Genomic DNA, 18,756 nt, shown 5'->3' with positions numbered 1-18,756 from the left:
TTTCACGTCAACATCTAGTCAGCACTCACCGAAAGTGAATTATGCCCGACGCAATGCCGCTCTGCCCCAACTGCTCTAGCGATCTCGCCTACGAGATGGGCGCGCTCTTGGCGTGCCCGATGTGCGCGCACGAGTGGTCCCCGAGCGAGGCGGAGGCCGAGGCCGACGCAGAGGCCGACGCCGGCGTCGTGAAGGACGCCTTCGGCACGCCGCTCGCCGACGGCGATACCGTCAGCATCGTCAAGGACCTCAAGGTCAAGGGCTTCCCCCAGTCGATCAAGGTGGGGATGAAGGTGCGTGGCATCCGCCTTGTCGACGGTTTCGACGGTCACAACATCGACTGCAAGGTCGATGGCTTTGGCCAGATGCAGCTGAAGTCGAGCGTCGTCAAGAAGGTCTAGCCGGCGTCGGCCGATTGCTCATGGGGTGTGTCGGGCCACTCAAGCTCGAACGTGCTCGCGTAGTCGCGCGGCGTCTGGTCAATCGGGTCGGTGAACCACAAGCGGCGCGCGATCAGTTGCAAGGGCGAACTGAAGTCGTCGGGCGCGACGTCCATGACGGTCGGATAGAGCGAGTCGCCCAGGATCGGTAGTCCCAGCGAGGCCATGTGCACCCTCAGTTGGTGCGTCTTGCCCGTGGCGGGCGTCAGTCGGTACCGCGCGTAGGCGCCCCGGACCTCGACGAGTTCCACGAGCGTCTCCGTATTGGGTTCCCCCTCCACGAGCTCGGCCTGCAGGCTGTCGCGGCGCTTCTCGATGCGGCCGATGATGGTGCGCGGGAACTCAAGCGCCGGGTCGAAGGGCGCCAACGCCTCGTAGGTCTTGTGCGCGTCGCCCGACTGGAAAACGCCTGCGTAGGCACCGCGGTACTCGCGGCGAGTGGTGAATACCAGGACCCCTGCGGTGAGGCGGTCAAGGCGGTGCGCGGGCGCAAGTTCGGGCAGGTCCAGCGCGATGCGCACCTTGACGAGCGCCGTCTCGGTCACGTGTGCTCCGCGTGGGGTCGTGGCCAAGAAGTGCGGCTTGTCGACCACCACGAAGCGCTCCGTGACCTCCAGCAGGTCAATGGGGAAGGGCGCCGGAGCCTCGGGCGCGAGCGCGCGATGGAACCACACGAAGGCATGCGGCCGGTAGGGCTCGTTCCCCGTCAGGGACAGCCCGCGCTGGTCGACGAAGTCGCCCGCCTCGAGCCTGTCCGCCACCGTCGCGCGCGCCGGGAGGCGGTCCATCAGGAACTCGCGCATGGTCGCCCAGGGGGGCTCGCCGCCCTCGTGGGTGTCGGGGGTGCGCACCCAAGCGGCGTCGAGCCCGTGTCGCTGGGGGAGCGGGGAACGCGGAGGCATCACGCCACCTGTTCGCGCTGGGATGAGGTCACGATGAGCATCGTACGGATGGGACGAGGCCAGCCGTTGCGTCGTGGGGCGGAAGTGCTTGGAAGCGCAGGCGCTACGCACTCGGCGGGAGGGGTTTCCCGCGGCACGGGACGACAATCATCCGCCCCTAGAAGGAGAGGGGGCTTCACGAGGTCTTGACGAGGGACCCGGTTGCCGAAGTTGGTCCGAAAGGTCCAGGTCGAGCAGGTCGGCGGCGTCGTCGCTGTTGACTGCTGGCATGAACAGGTAGCCCTGGCCGGTGGCGCAGCCGATGCTTTGCAGGAAGGTGAGCTGTTCGCCGGTCTCGACGCCTTCGGCGACCACGGCTAGGCCCAAGGACTTGCCCAGGCCGACGAGGGCGATCATGAGTCGGGAGGTGTGGTCCCCGCTGGCGAGGCTCTGCAAGAAGGAGCGGTCGATCTTGAAGGCGTCGACCGGGAACCGGTGCAGGGTCTCCAGTGAGGAGTATCCGGTCCCGAAGTCGTCGATGTGGAGGCGCAGCCCGGCGTCGTGCAGTTCTTGCATCGTGTGCAGGGCGGCCTCGGGGCGACGCATCAACACGCCTTCGGTGATCTCCAGTGCCAGCCGGTCGGGGGAGAGGTGGTGGCGCTTCACGATGTCGAGGACGTGGGGTAGCAGGTCCTTGTGCCAGAACTCGCGGTCGGAGAGGTTAACGGCGACGTTGACGACTCGTGGACCCCATTGAGCGAGCTGTTGGCACACCTGGTCCAGGATCCAGTAGCCCAGTTCGATGATGAGTCCGTTCGTTTCCATGACCGGCAGGAACTCCTCTGGCAACAACAGGCCGCGATCGGGGTGGCGCCAGCGGACGAGGGCCTCGAACCTGTCAGTGCGTCCCGAACTCAGGTTCACGATCGGCTGGTAAAAGACCTCGAACTGGTGTTCGTCGAGTGCGCGATCGATCTCGGCATGAAGGACCTGTTGCTGGACAGCATGCGCCCGCGTCTCCTCGTCGAAGAACGCGATCGCACCTGGGTCTTCGGCCTTGGCGCGGTACATCGCGGTGTCGGCGTCTCGCAAGGTGTCCTCACCGGTCGTGTACCCCAAGGAACTGGTCGTGATGCCCATGCTCGCTTTGACGGAAACGTCGATCCCATCAAACTCCAGGGGCTGGGTGAGGGCCGCCTGAACTCTGCGGGCGGCCGAGAGCGCACCCGCAGGGTCGGTGTCCTCAAGGAGGATCGCGAACTCGTCGCCGCCGAATCGGGCACCGGTGTCCACCGTGCGCAGCTCACGGCCGATGCGGTCGCCGACAGCAGCCAGCACGCGGTCGCCCATCGGGTGCCCAAGGGAGTCGTTGATCAACTTGAAGCCGTCCAGATCGAGGAATAGCACCGCGAAGGGTGTCTGCGACCGTTGCCAGCGTGCGATCGCGGCCGTAAGCCGCTCGAGGAATAGCCTGCGGTTCGGAAGACCGGTGAGGGCGTCGTGCAGGGCGCTCTTGCGGACCTCGGCTTGAAGCCGCTGAGACTCCAGTGCCACGCCGAGCATCCCCGCCCAGTGCCGGTAGGTCTCACGCATGGCCGCAGAATCCACGGCTCCGACGATGGCGAGCAGTCCCCAGTCACGCGTCGCGGTGCGAACAGGGACAACTACGCAGATATCCCCGTCTGCCGCGACGAGCAGATCGAGTAGAGGTGCGGGAGGAAAGTTCTCGGCAGGTGTTTGGGCTCCGACGAGGTTCGGCAGTTCGCGTCCGGGGGCGTAGGTGCCGACGATGTCCAGCAGGCCGTTCGATGGTGGGTCCGCCCACAGTGCTAGCGCTCCGGCCTTGATGTGGGTACCCGCGAGCCAGTCGAGGCTGGTGGGCTGGGTTCTTGCCGAGTCGAGCATCCCTGCATCGACGACGTACTGCTCGGCGAATGCAGACTCGGTCGCTTCGAGTTGCCGCAGGAACTCACCGGACTTGACCTTCGACAATGCCACCTTGATGCGGGCAAATGCGGTGGTGTGGACGCCGGGCACCGCAATCCGCTCGGTGTAGTCCAGCACGGCATCGATGATCCTGTGAAGCGCATCCGGGCGCGAGGTCAGGCGGCGTATGGAGAGTGTCAGGCTTCGGATATCGGCGTCGGTCACCGATTCGCTTGACGTCAACAGGCGCTCCACGGTGCCGATGGCCGCCAGCAGGGCATCATGGGTTGGTCCGTCGACGATGTTGTCGCCGCTGACCAGCGCTGCGAAGAGCTCGTCGAGGAGCTCATCATGCACAAGATCGGGTGAGGTGGCGGGCGGTCGGTCGCCCGTGAACTGCTGGCTGAAAGGCTTACCGTCGGGGCACCCGCACGAGGTGCGCACCTTCAGGACTACCGATTTCAGCGTATACACGGAGTTTGGCACCACATCGCCCCGGATCGCGGCCATGATCAGTCGACCGGCGAGGGCCCCGAGCTCGGCGAAGCGCTCGCTGGTGCTTGAGAGGGAGGGGATGGTAAAAGCCGCGGCCTCGATGTTGTCGAATGCCACGATCGCTAGGTCGGCTGGAAGCGTCATTTCGGCATCCGTGAGTGTGCTGATCAGGCCGAGCGCGTTGCGATCGGTGGCGACCATCACCGCGGTCGGGCGGACAGCGCACGCGAGCAGGTCACGGGCGGCCTGCTGCCCACCGGCCTCCATGTTGTCGAGCGCGTTGAAGACGACCCTCGGATCACAATCCAGGTTGTGAGCCTCCAAAGCCAGCTGGTAGGCGTCGAACCGGTCGCGAATGTCACTATGGGAGAGATTGCCCACGAACCCGATGCGGGTGTGGCCGTGTCCGATGAGGTGTTCAACCGCAGTGATTGTTCCGGCGTGATTGTCAGGCATCACAGTTGGCGCGTCGATGTTGGCCGTGATGCCGCCCAGGAGAACGACCGGTCGCCCGGCGTCGCGAAGTTTGAGGAGGTAGGGCGCCTGGACGGCCGAGTGAATCGAAACGACACCATCGACCTCTGACCATGCGACTGGTACGGCGAAATCGCCAGGCGCTTGGGAGTCGTCGCTCGGCGCCTTGTAAAGCGTCTCGACGATGACCAGGCGCCCACCGGCGCCGGAGATTTCGCGAGTCAGGCTGGCGAGCAACTCCCCGAAGTAGAAGCCACCCAGGGTTGGAGTCAGAACCAGGACCGTCATCGGGTCGTCCACAGCCAACTCCTCCCGTCCACGAAGTCCGCCCCCAAATTTGCGTGGAACTTGTCTTCCGTATCGGCGAGTTTCGCGGCAGGTTCAGAGAAATCCCGGTTCAGGGTTCAATCGCGCGGGGCCCGATCGATGTCCGTCGGAGGGGCTCACGCCTTGAGCGCGCGGTGCGCATGTTTGCGGTGCGCACGTTTGCGGAGCTGTTCGGACTGCGCACTCCGCGAGGCACGCATCACGTGAGCATCGTCAGCTCGCCGCCTCGCCGACCGCGCGCTTGACCAGCTCCGCGATCCGCGCGGCAACCGCATCGTCGATCGACACCAGCGCGAAGGACGTCGGCCAGAACGTGCCGTCGTCGAGCGCCGCGTTGTCCTGGAACCCGAGCGTCGCGTAGCGCGCCTTGAATTTGCCTGCATCCTGGAAGAACACGACCGCCTTGCCGTCCTTGGCGTACGCGGGCATGCCGTACCAGGTCTTGACGTCGAGCTCGGGTGCCGCTGTGGTGACGATCTGATGCACCTTCTCGGCAAGCGCGCGGTCGGCAGGCGCCATGGCCGCGATCTTGTCGAGGCATACCTGCGCCTCCGCCTCCTTGCCCTTGGCCGACTTCGCGCGCTTGGCCTCGGCCGCGGCCTCCTTCATCGCAGCCTTCTCCTCCGCGGAGAACGTTCCGTTGCTCGATCCGCCCATGGGGGGACGCCTTTCCTAGGGTTGCTACACCCAGGGTAGCGAGTGGACGATCCGCGCCGCCTATTCGTTTCTGCCGACCGTGAGGTCATGTCCCTTGGACGCCCGCGAGGCACTATGGAGGACTGGCACATCGACATGGCGACGTGCGACCATGTCATGTGGCTCGCGAGGCGCCTATGGAGCGCTCTGGTGCCACGTCTAGGGAGGCCTCGTGACCAGTCAGCCGACGTTGTGGCTCGTCGCGGTCGTCGGCGGCCTGGTCTCAGGATTCCTGGGAATCCACGGTCTTGGCTTTCTCGGCTGGGCGATCATGCTCGTGTGGCTGGTCGTGACCATCGCGCTTGGCCTTGCGGTCGGCACCAAGAATTCGAAGGCTCTCAGGCTCGGCACCTACGGCTTCGTGACGGGCTTCTCGTTCATGTGCTTCGGCTACGAGGGAGCCGCGTCCCTGCCAAGCAGATTCGCGCCGTTCGGGATCATCGGACTGTTTTGCGCCGTGTGCGCGATCGCGGTGGGCGCGTTCGTGCACCTCGTGACACATCGCCGCGCGCGTCTTTAGCGGGCGTTCATTCGGCCTGACGCGCGCGGTACGCCGCGGCCGCCGCACGGTTGGTGCAGGCCGTCGAGCAGTACAGGCGTGAACGGTTTCGCGATAGGTCGAGCACGATGCCGTCGCAGTCATCGTTGGCGCAGCGATCGAAGCGGATCATCTCGTCTGCGCGAATCATGTCGATCATGGCCATGGCCGTCTCGACCAGGATGCGTTCGGCGAGTGGGCGGTCGTCGGTGGTGGCGTGGATGTGCCAGTCCACGTCGCCGTGGCGCACCAACTGGGGGACGGCGCGAGCGCTGGCCAGGATCTCGTTCACCTGGGGAACGGCGCCATCGCGGGTGGCAACGAACAGGTCGTGAAGAGTGCGGCGGATGGCGCGCGTGGGTTCGAGGTCGCCCTCGACGGGGCGCTCGCCGGTGTATTCGAACGTGTCGAAGAACTCGCCGAGGTCGCCAAGCGACGTGAGAGTGTCCGGCTCGAGTGCCGAATTTGCCAGGTAAACGGCGGACTCCAGCGCGGCCTGGGTGTCATGAGCAAAAGCCATGTTGACACATTAGCAAACCGAGCCTTAGAGTCATGAGTCATGACCATGTTGACGCATGACGTGCGGGGTAGTGACGTGCGGAGTACCGCAACGGCGAGGGGTATCCCCCTGGCCGTGATCTCCGCCACCTCCTTCGGGCTTTCCGGTAGCCTCGCCAGGGGACTCATGGACATCGGCTGGACCGCGGGGGCGGCTACGCTCATGCGCGTCGCGATCGCCGCCCTGATCCTCGTGGTTCCTGGCGTCATGGCGCTCGACGGCCGCTGGCACCTCTTGCGGCGCGCACTGCCAACGGTGCTCGCGTATGGAGTGTTCGCCGTCGCGGGCGCACAGTTGTGCTACTTCCTCGCGGTCGGATACCTCGACGTCGGCGTCGCGCTCCTCATCGAGTACACCGCGCCCGTCGCCGTGGTGATGTGGGTGTGGTTCCGGCAGGGAAGCAAGCCGAGTCGCCTCACCATTTCGGGTGCCGCCCTCGGCCTCGCGGGACTCGTGTTGCTGCTCGACGTCCTCGGCGGCGGATCCGTCAGCATGGTGGGCGTCGGCTGGGCGCTCGGAGCCATGGTGGGGGCCGCCGTGTACTTCGTCGTGTCGGCCGACAACTCGAACGGACTGCCAGGCATTACCCTCGCGGCGAGCGGACTCGTCGTGGCGCTCATCGTGTTGGGCGGCGCCGCGCTCGCAGGGCTGCTACCCATTGCCTTCAGCACGGGACAGGTCAGATTCACCGGTTTCAGCCTCCCGTGGTGGGCCGTGGGTCTTGCCCTGGGGGCCATCACAGCAGCCCTCGCGTACGTGACGGGAATCGCGGCCGTCAGGACTCTCGGAGCGCGACTGGCGTCCTTTGTGGCGCTCACCGAGGTTCTCGCCGCCGCCACCTTCGCGGCGATCCTGCTCGGTCAGACGCCTGGCCCAGTTCAGCTCGCGGGAGCGGCCCTGGTCCTTGCGGGCGTGGTGGTCGTCAAGATGGGTGAACCCGCCGAGCCCGCGATCGACGTGGACGTGGTGCTCGCGGTGGTCACCACGGTCGCCGCGGTCGCAGCGTTTGACTCCGCCGCGACTCTTGACTCAGCCGAAGAGGCCGACCGCTCCCATGGCGACGCCCACCAGAACGAGCCCGAGCCCCATCGGGTCTAGACGCTTGGTCACCGAGGGGGACTGGCCTTTGTGCGGGGGCGCGTCTCCGTGAGCGGTCTTCCACTCCTGCCAGGCGTCGTAGATCATCGCGGCAGGCCGAGACGGTGAGTGTGCCTCTTGGTCCGCCAGGGTCTCTTGGACACGGTTGCGGGACCTTTCATCGGAGCGTGCGGCACGCGTCGTCGGCGCTGCGAAGGACCCCATCGCCATTCCGTCGTCACCGCGGACTTCGAGCGACCAGCGCGCGCTGATTTCAGCGATTCTCGACAGCGGCACGACGGCGGTGTGGAAGACATTCTTGAAAGTCACCGCATCGCCCGAGACGACCACGGCGGGTCGCAAATAGGCGGCGACGCCGATCAACGCCACACAGGCGCCGAGGCCGATGCCTTGGCGTGCGCTGCCCTGGGTGGCGGCCATCACGCCACCGGCTCCCAAGAGCAGCCCGACGCCGGCGGTCAGCCAGCCAGCGACCAACGAACCGCGCGTGCGACAGACCTGCATGAGGCAATCGTTCCATAACTCCTGGGTGCCCCGATCATGACCGAGATGACCGTCGCAGTAATCTCCTGATCATGAGCGCAATCGGCACGTCCTTTGGAACGGCGGCAGGTGACTACGAGAAGGGCCGGCCGGGCTACCCTCCGGAAGCGGTGGCGTGGATTCTGGGCCAGGCTCCGCTGCGTGTCCTTGACGCGGGTGCAGGCACTGGCAAGCTGACGGCCGAGGTGTTGCGGCGGGGCCATGAGGTCATCGCCCTTGACCCCGACGCGGCAATGCTCGAAGCGTTGTCTCGCTCCGTTCCTGGCGTCGAGACGCGAGTCGGGGCTGCGGAGGCGACGGGGCTACCCGCCTCGAGTGTCGACGCCGTCGTCTTCGGCCAGGCGTGGCACTGGGTGGACGTGGCTGAGGCATCGGCCGAAATGGCGAGGATCCTCCGCCCCGGCGGAGTGCTGGGCCTGATCTGGAATATCAGGGACGAGTCGGTGCCTTGGGTGGCGCGCCTCACCGAGGTGATGCACGGCTCGGCGGCGGAGCAACTGCTCGCTGGTTCCGGTCCCACCGTCGGCGTGCCGTTTGGGCCGCTGGAGCACCGTGCGTTCAACTGGGCACGAGAGATGACGGCAGACGAGCTCGTTGCGATGGCACGATCCCGGAGCTATTACATCACAGGTAACGACGCGAATCGCGCGAGGACTGATGCCGGGATTGTCGACCTCATGTCGACGCTGCCCGCCCTCGCGAAGTACGACCGCATTGACCTGCCGTATGTAACGCACGGGTTCCGGGTGCGTCGCCCCAACGTCGAGGGCTAACCGACGACGAGCAGGCCGTTCGCGATCCGGGCGGGGGTCGCCTCGCGCACCCACGCGGTGTCGATGGGGCCGTAGATGTGGGGGAACATCTCCCCGTTGCCTCCGTCCTCGAACACCACCTCGGTGCCCGATGCTCGCACCGCCTCGGCGTCTATCGCGAGGAGGCGCAGCGGTTCGGTGACATCGGCGTAGAACAGGGCGGCGACTCCCGCCACCTGCTCGCGAGTGGAGCCGTGGATGAAGCCGACCTCTTCGACGGTGAGACCTCGCGTTGACACTCGATAGCTGCCGGCGGCGACGGCCTTCGTCCAGTCGGACTCGAGCGCGAGGTGCCAAATGGTCATGCGGACACACTAGTGCGGCGCCTTCCGCAGAGGGCAGTAACACTAGGCAGACGCCCGAGGACGGCTTTGCGTCGTAGAATAAGAGACGGTCCCGCTTCGGGCCCGCGCCCCAATATGAAACGAGTACTTCGCATGCCCCTGCGCTCTGACCTGCGCAACGTCGCAATCGTCGCCCACGTCGACCACGGCAAGACCACTTTGGTCGACGCCATGCTGGTCCAGGGCGGCGCCTACGGCGACCACGCCCATGTGACCGATCGTGCCATGGATTCGGGTGACCTCGAACGCGAAAAGGGCATCACGATCCTCGCGAAGAACACCGCCATTCGCTACACCGGGGCAGCGTCCATCCCCGGCGGCGTCACCATCAACGTCATCGACACCCCTGGCCACGCCGACTTCGGCGGCGAGGTCGAGCGCGGACTGTCGATGGTCGACGGCGTCGTCCTGCTCGTCGATGCCTCCGAGGGCCCCCTGCCCCAGACGCGTTTCGTGCTGCGCAAGGCACTTGCCGCGCACCTGCCCGTCATCATCGTCGTCAACAAGGTCGACAGGCCCGACTCGCGCATCGCCGAGGTTGTCGAGGAGACCCACGACCTGCTGCTCTCGCTCGCGTCCGACCTTCACGACGAGGTCCCCGACCTTGACATCGATTCCCTGCTCGAAGTGCCCGTCATCTACGCCTCGGCCAAGGCGGGAATCGCGTCGCTCGTGCGGCCCGCCGACGGCACGATGCCTGAGGGCAAGAACCTCGAGCCCCTGTTCCAGGTCATCATGGAGCGCATCCCCGCCCCCGAGTACGAAGAGGGCGCACCGCTGCAGGCGCACGTGACCAACCTGGACGCCTCGCCGTTCCTTGGCCGCCTCGCCCTGCTGCGGGTGTTCAACGGCACCATCAAGAAGGGCCAGATGGTCGCGTGGGCCCGCCACGATGGCACGATGAAGACCGTCAAGATCACCGAACTTCTCGAGACCAAGGGCCTCGAGAGGGTTCCCGCTGAGAGCGCGGGGCCTGGCGACATCATCGCCGTGGCAGGTATCCCCGACATCACGATCGGCGAGACCCTCACCGACATTGACGACCCCCGACCGCTGCCGCTCATCACGGTCGACGACCCGGCGATCTCGGTCACCATCGGCATCAACACGTCTCCGCTCGCCGGCCGCGTCAAGGGCGCCAAGGTCACCGCACGTCAGGTGAAGGATCGGCTCGACAGGGAACTCGTCGGCAACGTGTCGCTCAAGGTGCTTGACACCGGCCGTCCCGATGCGTGGGAGGTCCAAGGTCGCGGAGAACTCGCGCTTGCGATCCTTGTCGAGCAGATGCGCCGCGAGGGCTTCGAGCTCACCGTCGGCAAGCCTCAGGTGGTCACCAAGCTCGTTGACGGCAAGCTGCACGAGCCCATGGAGCACATGACGATCGACGTCCCCGAGGAGCATCTCGGCGCGATCACTCAGCTGCTGGCGAGCCGCAAGGGTCGCATGGAGTCCATGGCGAACCACGGCACGGGTTGGGTGCGGATGGAATTCCTCGTTCCCGCCCGTGGACTCATCGGCTTCCGGTCGACGTTCCTCACCGACACCCGCGGCACGGGCATCGCGTCCTCGATCTCTCATGGCTACGAGCCGTGGACGGGCGCGATTGAGTACCGCACGAACGGCTCGCTCGTCGCGGACCGGTCCGGACCGGTGACCGGCAATGCGCTCATGGCGCTCCAGGACCGCGGCACCTTCTTCGTGAAGCCCACCGAGGATGTGTACGAGGGCATGGTCGTTGGCGAGAACGCCCGCAACGAGGACATGGACGTCAACATCACCAAGGAAAAGAAGCTCGACAACATTCGCTCGTCGACATCCGAGACGCTCGAGCGCCTTGCGCCCGCCAGGCGGCTCACGCTCGAGGAGTGCCTCGAGTTTGCGCGCGAAGACGAGTGTGTTGAGGTCACTCCCGAGAACGTGCGCATCCGTAAGGTCGTCCTCGATCAGACGGAGCGTGGTCGTGCGGCTTCGCGTGCGAAGAGGCAAAACGCCTAGCGTCGACTTGTGCGCGCCTCACGGCGCGTCATGGTCTCTGGGTGGCTCCTGTGGTCGCCTATCCTTGACACCATGCTGAAGAGGGCCGTCTCCGTACTGGCGCTCGGTCTGCTGGGGGCGCTCGTGGCCGCCATCGGTGCCGGGTCTCATCGGTCGACCGGTTATCTCGGTGTCGGTCTCGTACTGGCGTTGATCGCCTGCGCCGGGGTATTCGCCAAGGTGTGGCAGTCCTGGAACGGCTACGTCGCGTTCGCCTCCCTGTGGGTGGGGGTCACGGTGTTCTTCTACTCCACGGGTCCGGGGCAGTCCCAACTCATCTCAGGCGACCTCAAGGATCAGTTGTGGGTCTACGGGGGCGCGGTGGTGCTTTCCATTGTTGCGGCGGTTCCTCGATTTGTCTTTGTTGGTCGCGATGTCGCGCCGTAGGCGCCTCGATATCGCGTTGGCCTCCGCCCTCGTTCAACGGCGGTTGTCGCGCGCGAGCTACAAGTCAACGGTAAGGCGGTTCCCCGCGCCGCCGTTGCGTGGACCCCGCATCGCGCTTGAGCGCGCGGCCCTGCCGATGCCGCCCATTGCGCGTCGACGCGTCGACGCCCGCCAGCTGGACGCTATTGACCTTGCCGACATTGTGCGGCCGTTGGCCGATCCAGGCCCCGTGTTTGTTCCCTCGATCACGGTATCGGTGCCTCCTCCGCCCGAACTTGCATTGACGGCCGCAGCCGAGCACGCTGCTCCAGAGCCAGAGCCAGAGCCAGAGCCAGAGCCAGAGCCAGAGCCAGAGCCAGAGCCAGAGCCAGAGCCAGAGCCAGAGCCAGAGCCAGAGCCAGAGCCAGAGCCAGAGCCAACTCAGCGGCGCGCGCGGGGCCGCCACCGTGTGCTTGCCGGATTCGGCATTGTGCTTGCCGTGCTTCTCGCGAGTTATGTTGGCGCCGAGGCCTGGGCCACACGCACCGTCACGAGCGGTGTCACCGTGCTGGGCGAGGACCTCGGCGGATTGCCGCGCGCTGACGCCAAGGTCGCGCTCGTGCGCCTCGCCACTGCCGCCAATTCCACGCCGATCGAGGTCAAGATCGCGCGCTACTCCGCGACCATGGTGCCCTCGGCATCGGGGCTCACGGTCGACGCCAACGCCACTCTTGATCGATTGACGGGCTTCACTCTGGACCCGCGGCGGCTCATCGGCCATTTCCGCGGCGGTGGAGCGGTAGCACCCGTGGTGCATGTCGACACGAAGGCTTTGAGCGCTGCGGTTGGCCTGGTCGCGAGTCGACTTGACCGCTCTGCAGAGTCGGCGTCGATCACTCTCGACGGCGCCCAGGTGAAGGTGACCGGCGGGCAGCCCAGCATCGTCGTCAACGCCGAAGCGACGGTCGCAGCCTTGAGCACCGCCTGGCCGGTGGCGACCGCCGTGGCGCCCGTGGCGACGGTCACGCAACCGGCGGTTCCGCAAGACGTTGCCGAAGCCTTCCAAGCCGAGGTCAACTACAACGAGTTTGCCAAGGACATCACCCTCACCGGCCCAAACGGCAATGTTGATCTCACTCCTGAGGACTGGGCGAAGTTCGCGACGGTCGACACCTCAACCGGCACGCCACAACTCGTGGTTGACGGTCAAGGGCTCGCGACGTCACTCGTCAAGGCACATCCTGAACTCAACAACGAGGCGCGCGGATCAAGCGTGTCGTTTGACGGGAGCCACAACCTGGTGGTCGACCAGGGTCAGCCTGGCCGCGAACTCAATTCCAGTTCGCTCGGTGCGCACGTGTTGGGCGCGGCGGGCCGCGACAGCCGCACGGCGGTGCTGCCCTACACGATCACCGCGGTGGTGCCGCCCGCCGAAAACCTCAACATCGGCGACTTCACCACCAAGATATCGGCCTTCGACACCTTTCTCCCCTGGGAGCCGATCAGGACGAAGAACCTTCAGAATGCCGCGAACATCATCACGGGAACGATTGTTGCCCCCGGCGCCACTTTTGACCTCACCAAGGTGATTAGCCCGATCGACTCCGCGCACGGTTACGTCGAGGCAGGCGTGATTACCAATGGGATCCACACTCTCGGCATGGGCGGAGGCCTGAGTCAGATGGCGACGACGAGTTACAACGCCGCCTACTTCGCCGGGTACGACATCCTGGCCCACCGCCAGCACAGCGTGTGGTTCACTCGCTACCCTGCGGGCCGCGAGTCGACGATCTACTCGGGCCAGATCAACATGGTCTTCAAGAACGACACTCCGTACGCGGCAATCATCAACTCCTACATCGAAGGCAATAGGCTCCACGTCGACATTTGGTCAACGCCCTATTACCGCGTCGAGACGGAAGCAACCCCGCACCTCAATATCAAGGCTCCAGGCGTGACGGTGCTCACCCGCCCCGACTGCGTGCCTTCCGGAGCGGGCCAGGCTGGATTTACGATCACCAACTACCGGCGAGTATTCCTTGGCGACAAGCAGGTGAAGAACGAGGCCGACAAGTGGACCTACCAGCCCGACAACGCCATCCAGTGCCAATAACGGATGAGGGAAAACTGGCGTCCAGCCGCGTTAAGATGAAGTCCCTCTCCACGTCCTAGAAAAAGGGAGCCCCTCGTGACGTACGTCATCGCCTTGCCGTGTGTAGACCTCAAAGACAAGGCCTGCATCGACGAGTGTCCGGTGGACTGTATCTACGAGGGCGAGCGGATGCTCTACATCCACCCCGACGAGTGCGTCGATTGTGGTGCTTGCGAGCCCGTATGCCCGGTCGAGGCGATCTACTACGAGGACGATGTCCCCGACAAGTGGTCCGATTACTACGCGGCAAACGTGGAGTTCTTCTCCGAAATCGGCTCTCCCGGTGGAGCGGCCAAGATGGGACTGATCGCCCACGATCACGACCTCATCAAGTCGTTGCCCCTCCAGAACGTCGAATAGCGGTCGCGAATGGGCCTGAACGCGTCGGCCCTGCCCGACTTCCCCTGGGACAGTCTCACGCCCTTTGTCGAGCGCGCCTCCGCCCACCCGGACGGTGCCATCAACCTGTCTGTGGGTACTCCGGTTGACCCCACACCCGCGGTGGTTCGTGACGCGCTCGTCGCCGCTGCCGATGCCTCGGGATACCCGGCGACGCACGGGACCGCTGCGCTCCGGGCGGCGGTCGTCGAGTGGTTCGCCCGCAGGAGGGGCGTCGCCAACGTCGACCCTTCATCGGTGTTGCCGACGGTGGGTTCAAAGGAATTCGTGGGACTGCTTCCGTCGCTCTTGGAGCTGGGGCCGGGAGACGTGGTGGTCCACCCCGCGGTGGCATACCCGACATATGACGTGGGTGCGCGGCTCGCGGGCGCGATGCCGCTGGCTGCCGACGGTGTGGCCGACTGGAAAGGCAACGCCGCCGTCAAGCTTGTGTGGGTCAATTCCCCCTCGAACCCGACGGGGGCCGTGGCTGGAGTCGAGGAACTCCGCGCGATCGTCGAGGCGGCGCGCGCCATCGGCGCGGTTGTCGCCTCGGACGAGTGCTACGCGGAGTTGGCGTGGGAGGAGCCGTGGAGTTCACAAGGGGTTCCGTCTATCCTGGATCCGCGGGTGTGCGGAGGCAGTCACGATGGGCTCCTCGCCGTGTACTCGCTGTCCAAGCAATCCAACCTCGCGGGCTACCGTGCAGCGTTCGTTGCGGGCGACGGCGCGGTCGTCGCGAGACTCCTCGAGGTCCGCAAGCACATCGGAATGATCATGCCCGCTCCCGTGCAGGCCGCGATGGTGGCGGCGTTGGGCGACGACGCCCACGTCGCCGAGCAGCGTCTGGTCTACGGCGCGCGTCGTGAGACGTTGTCAGGGGCTCTTGTCGCAGCGGGATTCTCCATCGATGACTCGGTGGCGGGGCTCTACTTGTGGGCAACCCGTGGCGAGGATGCATGGGCGAGCGTCGCCTGGTTGGCCGAGCGCGGCATCGTTGTTGCGCCCGGCTCGTTCTACGGCCCGAGCGGTGCAAAGCATGTGCGCGTGGCACTAACCGCTTCCGATGAGCACATTGACGCTGCGGCTCTTAGGCTCGTCAACGAACAGTAAACTTGGAACCAAGCGACGGTCTATGGCAGAGTCGCCTGGGGTGCTGCAAAGGAGGACACATGTCTCACGTTAAGGACGCGCGGCTCACGGTCGACGGTTCAACCAAGGAACTTGAAATTGAGCGCGCGACGGTCGGTAACGACGGTCTGGGCGTGTCGAACCTCTTGAAGGACACGGGTCTGGTGACCGTTGACCCCGGTTTCATGAACACCGCATCGTGCTCGTCTGCCATCACGTATATCGACGGCGACCTCGGGATCCTGCGATACCGCGGCTACCCGATCGAGCAGCTTGCGGAGCACTCGACGTTCCTCGAAGTGGCGTACCTGCTCATTCACGGCGAGTTGCCTAGCGCCGACGAACTGATGGCATTCAACAACCGCGTCGCGCGCCACATGCACGTGCACGAGGGCATCAAGTCGTTCCTCAATTCCTTCCCGCGCGAGGCCCAACCGATGGCGGTGCTTTCTGGCGCGGTGAGCGCGCTGAGCACGTTCTACCCGGAGTCCGTGGGACGGGGCGAATACGAGATCGAGCTTGCCACGGTCCAGTTGCTTGCCAAGACCGCGGTCGTCGTCGCGTACCTGCAGCGTCGCGTCACCGGCGGCGAGCTCATTCAGCCGCGGCCGGGCGGACTGTACGTCGACGAGTTCCTCCGCATCGCCTTCTCGGGTCAGGACGGTGAGCTCGATATCGACCCCACCGTGCGTCGCGCTCTCGACCTCCTCCTCATCCTTCACGCCGACCACGAGCAGAACTGCTCCACGTCGACCGTGCGCATCGTCGGCTCGTCACAGGCGAACATCTACGCCGCGGTCTCGGCGGGCATCGGCGCCCTTTCCGGACCGCTTCACGGCGGTGCCAATGAGGCCGCGCTCAAGATGTTCGACCAGATCAAGGAATCGGGCGACACCGTCGAACAGTTTGTGGCGAAGGTCAAGGACAGGGCGGAGGGGGCGAGGCTCATGGGCTTTGGCCACCGCGTCTACAAGTCGTATGACCCGCGCGGCACGGTGGTGAAGAGAATTGCCGACCAAGTGCTGGACCAACTAGGCGGCAACAACGAGACGTTCGACATGGCCAAGCGCCTTGAGGAGATCGCGTTGAGCGACGACTACTTCGTCGAGCGCAAGCTATACCCGAACGTCGACTTCTACACCGGCCTCGTGTACTCGGCCATGAAGTTCCCCGTGCCGATGTTTACGCCGCTGTTCGCGCTGGGCCGCATGCCCGGTTGGATCGCCAACTTCCGCGAGATGATGGACGACCCGCGCACCAAGATCGGCCGCCCGCGCCAGATTTACACCGGCAGTGTCGAGAGGGACTACACCGCGATGGAAGAGCGCTAGCTCGTCCTCACCGCGACGCGGATGCCGGGGTAGTTGGCCCACTGCTGGGTCGGGTTTGACTGTTGCCAGGTGCCGTTGCGGGTCCAGCGTGAGCCGCGAAGGTCCGCCCATTCGGCCCCGGTCGTTGATGCGGTCGCGATTGCCCACGACTGCAGCCTTCGCAACGACTGATCGGTTGCATCGGTCGGCTTGATGCCAAGCACTGTCGTGTTGCCGTCGGATTCAAGCACCTCGACCGCAAATCCCGCACCCGGGAAATCGAGCGCCACCCGGTCGGAGAACGCACGCGCTGTGGTGACGTCAGGCGCTGTCAGTTCGCAAGACACGGTGCCCTCCACGCCGCCGAGCGCGTTGGCCCACGCGCGACCCTCCGCCTCGTGGCTCGCGTACGCTTCCGGGAAGCCGGACCGTTGCACGGCCTGAGCGGCCTCGGTCACGCGGAGATTTTCCCATCCGTTGACCTTGCCGAGAGCCGTGTAGAACATAGTGGCCGAATAGCGGGCGTCCATGATCTGCTCCACGGTGCCCCAGCCTTGAGATGCGCGCTGTTGGAAGAGGCCCACGGAATCACGATCGCCATAGTTGAGGTTGCGCAGGCCCGACTCCTGGATCGCGGTCGTCACAGCGATAGTGACGCCCTTTTCGTCGAAGCCGTTTACCCAGCCGACGGCGGCGATGATGGCCACGTTGTCGGTCCGCTCGGCACTCCGCGAGTAGTGGGCAATCGGCGTGGAGACGGTGCATTGGTTGGAAGGAGGGGATGCGGTGAAACTCGAATAGAGCGCGGGTCCCCACAACACGGCGACAGTTGCGACGCCCAAGAATGCGGCGGTCGCGATGACCCCGCCTGTACGTGCCATCGGCTAGTTCACGTGCAGCGCGGCGTTGAGTTCAATGCCGACGCCTTTCCGCTGCACGGCCTCGAGGGCGCCCGTCAGGGAGTTCCTGCGGAACAGCAGGCCGTTTTGTCCTGACAATTCGCGCGCCTTCACGACGGTGGGCTTGCCCTTGGGGTCTTTGCTCCCCACCAGGAGCACCTTGGAACCCGCGGTCAGGTACAGGCCAGATTCGACGATGCAGTCGTCTCCCAAGGCGATTCCAAGCCCCGCGTTGGCGCCCAGCAGGGATCGCTCGCCGATCGTGACAACTTCCTTGCCTCCTCCAGAGAGGGTTCCCATGATCGAGGCCCCCCCGCCGATGTCGGAGCCGTTGCCGACTGTCACTCCTTGAGAAATGCGCCCCTCGACCATCGACGTGCCGAGCGTGCCTGCGTTGTAGTTCACGAAGCCCTCGTGCATCACCGTGGTGCCCTCGGCAAGGTGCGCGCCGAGGCGGACGCGGTCGGCATCGGCGATGCGCACTCCGGACGGGACGACGTAATCGACCATGCGGGGGAATCGGTCGATGCCGAAGACGACAAGGTGCTTGCCGAACGCGCGGAAGCGCGTGCGGGTGGCCTCAAAGCCCTCGATCGCGCACGGGCCTGCGGATGTCCACACCACGTTCGGCAGGACGCCGAAAATGCCTTCCAGGTTCACCCCATGAGGCTTGACGAGTCGGTGTGAAAGCAAGTGCAGGCGCAAGTAGGCGTCCGGAACCGTCTCGGGGGCGTCGTCGGTGTCGATGTCGACAAGGAGCAACTCGATCGAGGTGTGACGCAACTCGTCCGAGCGAACCGCCGCCTCGAGGGCCCTCGGGGGTAGGGGGTTTTCGGGAGCCCCGCCGAGGGAGGGGGATGGATACCAGGTGTCGAGGGTATTGCCGCTGCCGTCGAGCGTTGCGAGTCCATAGCCATGCGCTTTCATGGCCGCAAGCCTACGGCGCCGGACGGCATACAGTGGTGCCATGGATGCCGAGCAGGAGGTAGACGCGGCGGGAGAGCGCGACGGCCGGCGGGTCGTCGGCGCTGGCTATCGCGAGCCGGGCGGCCCCGTGTGGCGCCGCGATCGCCCCATACCCGCCTCGTGGACCAGGGATGTTCCGCTGGGCACGTTGCCCGACGACTATGTGGCGAGGCCCGTAAGGGCGAGGCCCATCGCTTTCGGGCGGCTCGTCGTCGTGGCGCTTCTCGTCCTGTTTCTCGTGGCCATGGTCGTGGCGCTCGTGGCCACGGCGGTGGTTGGTGAGAGTGTCCCTGCGGACATGGCGCTTCGGTTCGTGTTCGGCGCGGTGATCCAGTTCCTGGGGTGGTGGACAGTGATCCACCTCATCCGCGATCGATAGGATCGGTG

General features: G+C 65.5%; 19 protein-coding genes. 11 read left to right on the top strand and 8 right to left on the bottom strand.

Going from position 1 to position 18,756, the window contains the following annotated elements; translation table 11 throughout:
• Positions 1–41 precede the first annotated feature (41 nt).
• On the top strand, positions 42–401 hold the full coding sequence (locus BKA03_RS11900) for a zinc ribbon domain-containing protein YjdM (RefSeq protein WP_062074134.1): 360 nt from the start codon (positions 42–44) through the stop codon (positions 399–401).
• On the opposite strand, the gene BKA03_RS11895 is transcribed toward BKA03_RS11900, so the two are convergent.
• From BKA03_RS11895 to BKA03_RS11885, 3 genes are all read right to left on the bottom strand, one after another.
• A complete protein-coding gene (locus BKA03_RS11895) occupies positions 398–1,342 on the bottom strand; it encodes a pseudouridine synthase (RefSeq protein ID WP_062074133.1) in 945 nt (314 codons plus the stop codon). The genes BKA03_RS11900 and BKA03_RS11895 overlap by 4 nt on opposite strands.
• Positions 1,343–1,489: 147 nt before the next feature.
• The gene (locus BKA03_RS11890) at positions 1,490–4,504 is read right to left on the bottom strand and encodes an EAL domain-containing protein (protein ID WP_218856029.1); all 3,015 of its coding nucleotides are present in this window, start codon (positions 4,502–4,504) and stop codon (positions 1,490–1,492) included.
• 252 nt (positions 4,505–4,756) lie between these two features.
• A complete protein-coding gene (locus tag BKA03_RS11885; RefSeq protein ID WP_062074131.1) occupies positions 4,757–5,200 on the bottom strand; it encodes an iron chaperone in 444 nt (147 codons plus the stop codon).
• Positions 5,201–5,411: 211 nt separating this feature from the next.
• Between BKA03_RS11885 and BKA03_RS11880 the strand changes: the two genes are divergently transcribed.
• Positions 5,412–5,759 carry a hypothetical protein gene (locus BKA03_RS11880; protein WP_062074130.1) on the top strand — a complete coding sequence of 116 codons (348 nt, stop codon included), beginning with the start codon at positions 5,412–5,414 and terminating at the stop codon, positions 5,757–5,759.
• Positions 5,760–5,766: 7 nt separating this feature from the next.
• On the opposite strand, the gene BKA03_RS11875 is transcribed toward BKA03_RS11880, so the two are convergent.
• Complete coding sequence (locus BKA03_RS11875) at positions 5,767–6,297, bottom strand: CGNR zinc finger domain-containing protein (RefSeq protein WP_062074129.1); 531 nt, start codon at positions 6,295–6,297, stop codon at positions 5,767–5,769.
• A 39-nt stretch (positions 6,298–6,336) separates the two neighbouring features.
• On the opposite strand from BKA03_RS11875, the gene BKA03_RS11870 reads away from it, so the two are divergent.
• Positions 6,337–7,434, top strand: coding sequence for an EamA family transporter (locus BKA03_RS11870; protein WP_083971114.1), 1,098 nt, complete (start codon positions 6,337–6,339; stop codon positions 7,432–7,434).
• On the opposite strand, the gene BKA03_RS11865 is transcribed toward BKA03_RS11870, so the two are convergent.
• On the bottom strand, positions 7,366–7,938 hold the full coding sequence (locus BKA03_RS11865) for a PH domain-containing protein (protein ID WP_062074128.1): 573 nt from the start codon (positions 7,936–7,938) through the stop codon (positions 7,366–7,368). The genes BKA03_RS11870 and BKA03_RS11865 overlap by 69 nt on opposite strands.
• A 71-nt stretch (positions 7,939–8,009) precedes the next feature.
• Here BKA03_RS11865 and BKA03_RS11860 point away from each other — a divergent pair, with 71 nt between their 5' ends.
• Positions 8,010–8,750 carry a class I SAM-dependent methyltransferase gene (locus tag BKA03_RS11860; RefSeq protein ID WP_062074127.1) on the top strand — a complete coding sequence of 247 codons (741 nt, stop codon included), beginning with the start codon at positions 8,010–8,012 and terminating at the stop codon, positions 8,748–8,750.
• On the opposite strand, the gene BKA03_RS11855 is transcribed toward BKA03_RS11860, so the two are convergent.
• Positions 8,747–9,094: a DUF952 domain-containing protein gene (locus tag BKA03_RS11855; protein ID WP_062074126.1), complete on the bottom strand. Its 348-nt coding sequence runs from the start codon at positions 9,092–9,094 to the stop codon at positions 8,747–8,749. The genes BKA03_RS11860 and BKA03_RS11855 overlap by 4 nt on opposite strands.
• A gap of 132 nt (positions 9,095–9,226) precedes the next feature.
• On the opposite strand from BKA03_RS11855, the gene typA reads away from it, so the two are divergent.
• The 6 genes from typA (at position 9,227) to BKA03_RS11825 (ending at position 16,525) form a co-directional block, all read left to right on the top strand.
• Positions 9,227–11,128 carry a translational GTPase TypA gene (typA, locus tag BKA03_RS11850; RefSeq protein ID WP_083971112.1) on the top strand — a complete coding sequence of 634 codons (1,902 nt, stop codon included), beginning with the start codon at positions 9,227–9,229 and terminating at the stop codon, positions 11,126–11,128.
• Positions 11,129–11,200: 72 nt separating this feature from the next.
• Entirely contained in the window at positions 11,201–11,554 is a 354-nt protein-coding gene (locus BKA03_RS11845) for a DUF6113 family protein (protein ID WP_152649461.1), read from the top strand.
• A complete protein-coding gene (locus tag BKA03_RS11840) occupies positions 11,541–13,646 on the top strand; it encodes a VanW family protein (RefSeq protein ID WP_179398089.1) in 2,106 nt (701 codons plus the stop codon). The genes BKA03_RS11845 and BKA03_RS11840 overlap by 14 nt, the downstream gene beginning before the upstream one ends.
• A gap of 75 nt (positions 13,647–13,721) precedes the next feature.
• Positions 13,722–14,045 (top strand): ferredoxin, encoded by a 324-nt coding sequence (gene fdxA, locus BKA03_RS11835; RefSeq protein ID WP_062074122.1) that lies wholly within the window; start codon positions 13,722–13,724, stop codon positions 14,043–14,045.
• Positions 14,046–14,054: 9 nt separating this feature from the next.
• A complete protein-coding gene (gene dapC / locus BKA03_RS11830) occupies positions 14,055–15,176 on the top strand; it encodes a succinyldiaminopimelate transaminase (protein ID WP_062074121.1) in 1,122 nt (373 codons plus the stop codon).
• A gap of 59 nt (positions 15,177–15,235) precedes the next feature.
• The gene (locus BKA03_RS11825; RefSeq protein WP_062074120.1) at positions 15,236–16,525 is read left to right on the top strand and encodes a citrate synthase; all 1,290 of its coding nucleotides are present in this window, start codon (positions 15,236–15,238) and stop codon (positions 16,523–16,525) included.
• Here BKA03_RS11825 and BKA03_RS11820 read toward each other — a convergent pair.
• Both BKA03_RS11820 and dapD read right to left on the bottom strand, forming a co-directional pair.
• Positions 16,522–17,385, bottom strand: coding sequence for a hypothetical protein (locus BKA03_RS11820; RefSeq protein WP_062074119.1), 864 nt, complete (start codon positions 17,383–17,385; stop codon positions 16,522–16,524). The two genes, BKA03_RS11825 and BKA03_RS11820, sit on opposite strands and share 4 nt — an antisense overlap.
• A gap of 3 nt (positions 17,386–17,388) precedes the next feature.
• Positions 17,389–18,372, bottom strand: a complete 984-nt coding sequence (gene dapD, locus BKA03_RS11815; RefSeq protein WP_083971109.1) for a 2,3,4,5-tetrahydropyridine-2,6-dicarboxylate N-succinyltransferase — start codon at positions 18,370–18,372, stop codon at positions 17,389–17,391.
• Here dapD and BKA03_RS11810 point away from each other — a divergent pair.
• Positions 18,371–18,748, top strand: a complete 378-nt coding sequence (locus tag BKA03_RS11810; RefSeq protein ID WP_062074117.1) for a hypothetical protein — start codon at positions 18,371–18,373, stop codon at positions 18,746–18,748. The two genes, dapD and BKA03_RS11810, sit on opposite strands and share 2 nt — an antisense overlap.
• Positions 18,749–18,756: the final 8 nt, after the last annotated feature.

Origin of the sequence: Demequina lutea, assembly GCF_013409005.1 — a bacterium.
Lineage (GTDB): Bacteria > Actinomycetota > Actinomycetes > Actinomycetales > Demequinaceae > Demequina > Demequina lutea.
Note: the sequence above shows the minus strand (reverse complement) of the source record. Positions and strands in the feature narration are given on the sequence as shown.

Bases quoted from the DNA above. Each gene is read 5' to 3' on its own strand.
- BKA03_RS11820 (WP_062074119.1), bottom strand. From the start codon at position 17,385: ATGGCACGTACAGGCGGGGTCATCGCGACCGCCGCATTCTTGGGCGTC.
- BKA03_RS11840 (WP_179398089.1), top strand. From the start codon at position 11,541: ATGTCGCGCCGTAGGCGCCTCGATATCGCGTTGGCCTCCGCCCTCGTT.
- BKA03_RS11855 (WP_062074126.1), bottom strand. From the start codon at position 9,094: ATGACCATTTGGCACCTCGCGCTCGAGTCCGACTGGACGAAGGCCGTC.
- BKA03_RS11900 (WP_062074134.1), top strand. From the start codon at position 42: ATGCCCGACGCAATGCCGCTCTGCCCCAACTGCTCTAGCGATCTCGCC.
- BKA03_RS11845 (WP_152649461.1), top strand. From the start codon at position 11,201: ATGCTGAAGAGGGCCGTCTCCGTACTGGCGCTCGGTCTGCTGGGGGCG.
- BKA03_RS11895 (WP_062074133.1), bottom strand. From the start codon at position 1,342: ATGCCTCCGCGTTCCCCGCTCCCCCAGCGACACGGGCTCGACGCCGCT.
- BKA03_RS11825 (WP_062074120.1), top strand. From the start codon at position 15,236: ATGTCTCACGTTAAGGACGCGCGGCTCACGGTCGACGGTTCAACCAAG.
- BKA03_RS11870 (WP_083971114.1), top strand. From the start codon at position 6,337: ATGACCATGTTGACGCATGACGTGCGGGGTAGTGACGTGCGGAGTACC.
- BKA03_RS11885 (WP_062074131.1), bottom strand. From the start codon at position 5,200: ATGGGCGGATCGAGCAACGGAACGTTCTCCGCGGAGGAGAAGGCTGCG.
- dapD (WP_083971109.1), bottom strand. From the start codon at position 18,372: ATGGCACCACTGTATGCCGTCCGGCGCCGTAGGCTTGCGGCCATGAAA.
- BKA03_RS11860 (WP_062074127.1), top strand. From the start codon at position 8,010: ATGAGCGCAATCGGCACGTCCTTTGGAACGGCGGCAGGTGACTACGAG.
- typA (WP_083971112.1), top strand. From the start codon at position 9,227: ATGCCCCTGCGCTCTGACCTGCGCAACGTCGCAATCGTCGCCCACGTC.
- BKA03_RS11875 (WP_062074129.1), bottom strand. From the start codon at position 6,297: ATGGCTTTTGCTCATGACACCCAGGCCGCGCTGGAGTCCGCCGTTTAC.
- dapC (WP_062074121.1), top strand. From the start codon at position 14,055: ATGGGCCTGAACGCGTCGGCCCTGCCCGACTTCCCCTGGGACAGTCTC.
- BKA03_RS11865 (WP_062074128.1), bottom strand. From the start codon at position 7,938: ATGCAGGTCTGTCGCACGCGCGGTTCGTTGGTCGCTGGCTGGCTGACC.
- BKA03_RS11890 (WP_218856029.1), bottom strand. From the start codon at position 4,504: ATGACGGTCCTGGTTCTGACTCCAACCCTGGGTGGCTTCTACTTCGGG.
- BKA03_RS11810 (WP_062074117.1), top strand. From the start codon at position 18,371: ATGGATGCCGAGCAGGAGGTAGACGCGGCGGGAGAGCGCGACGGCCGG.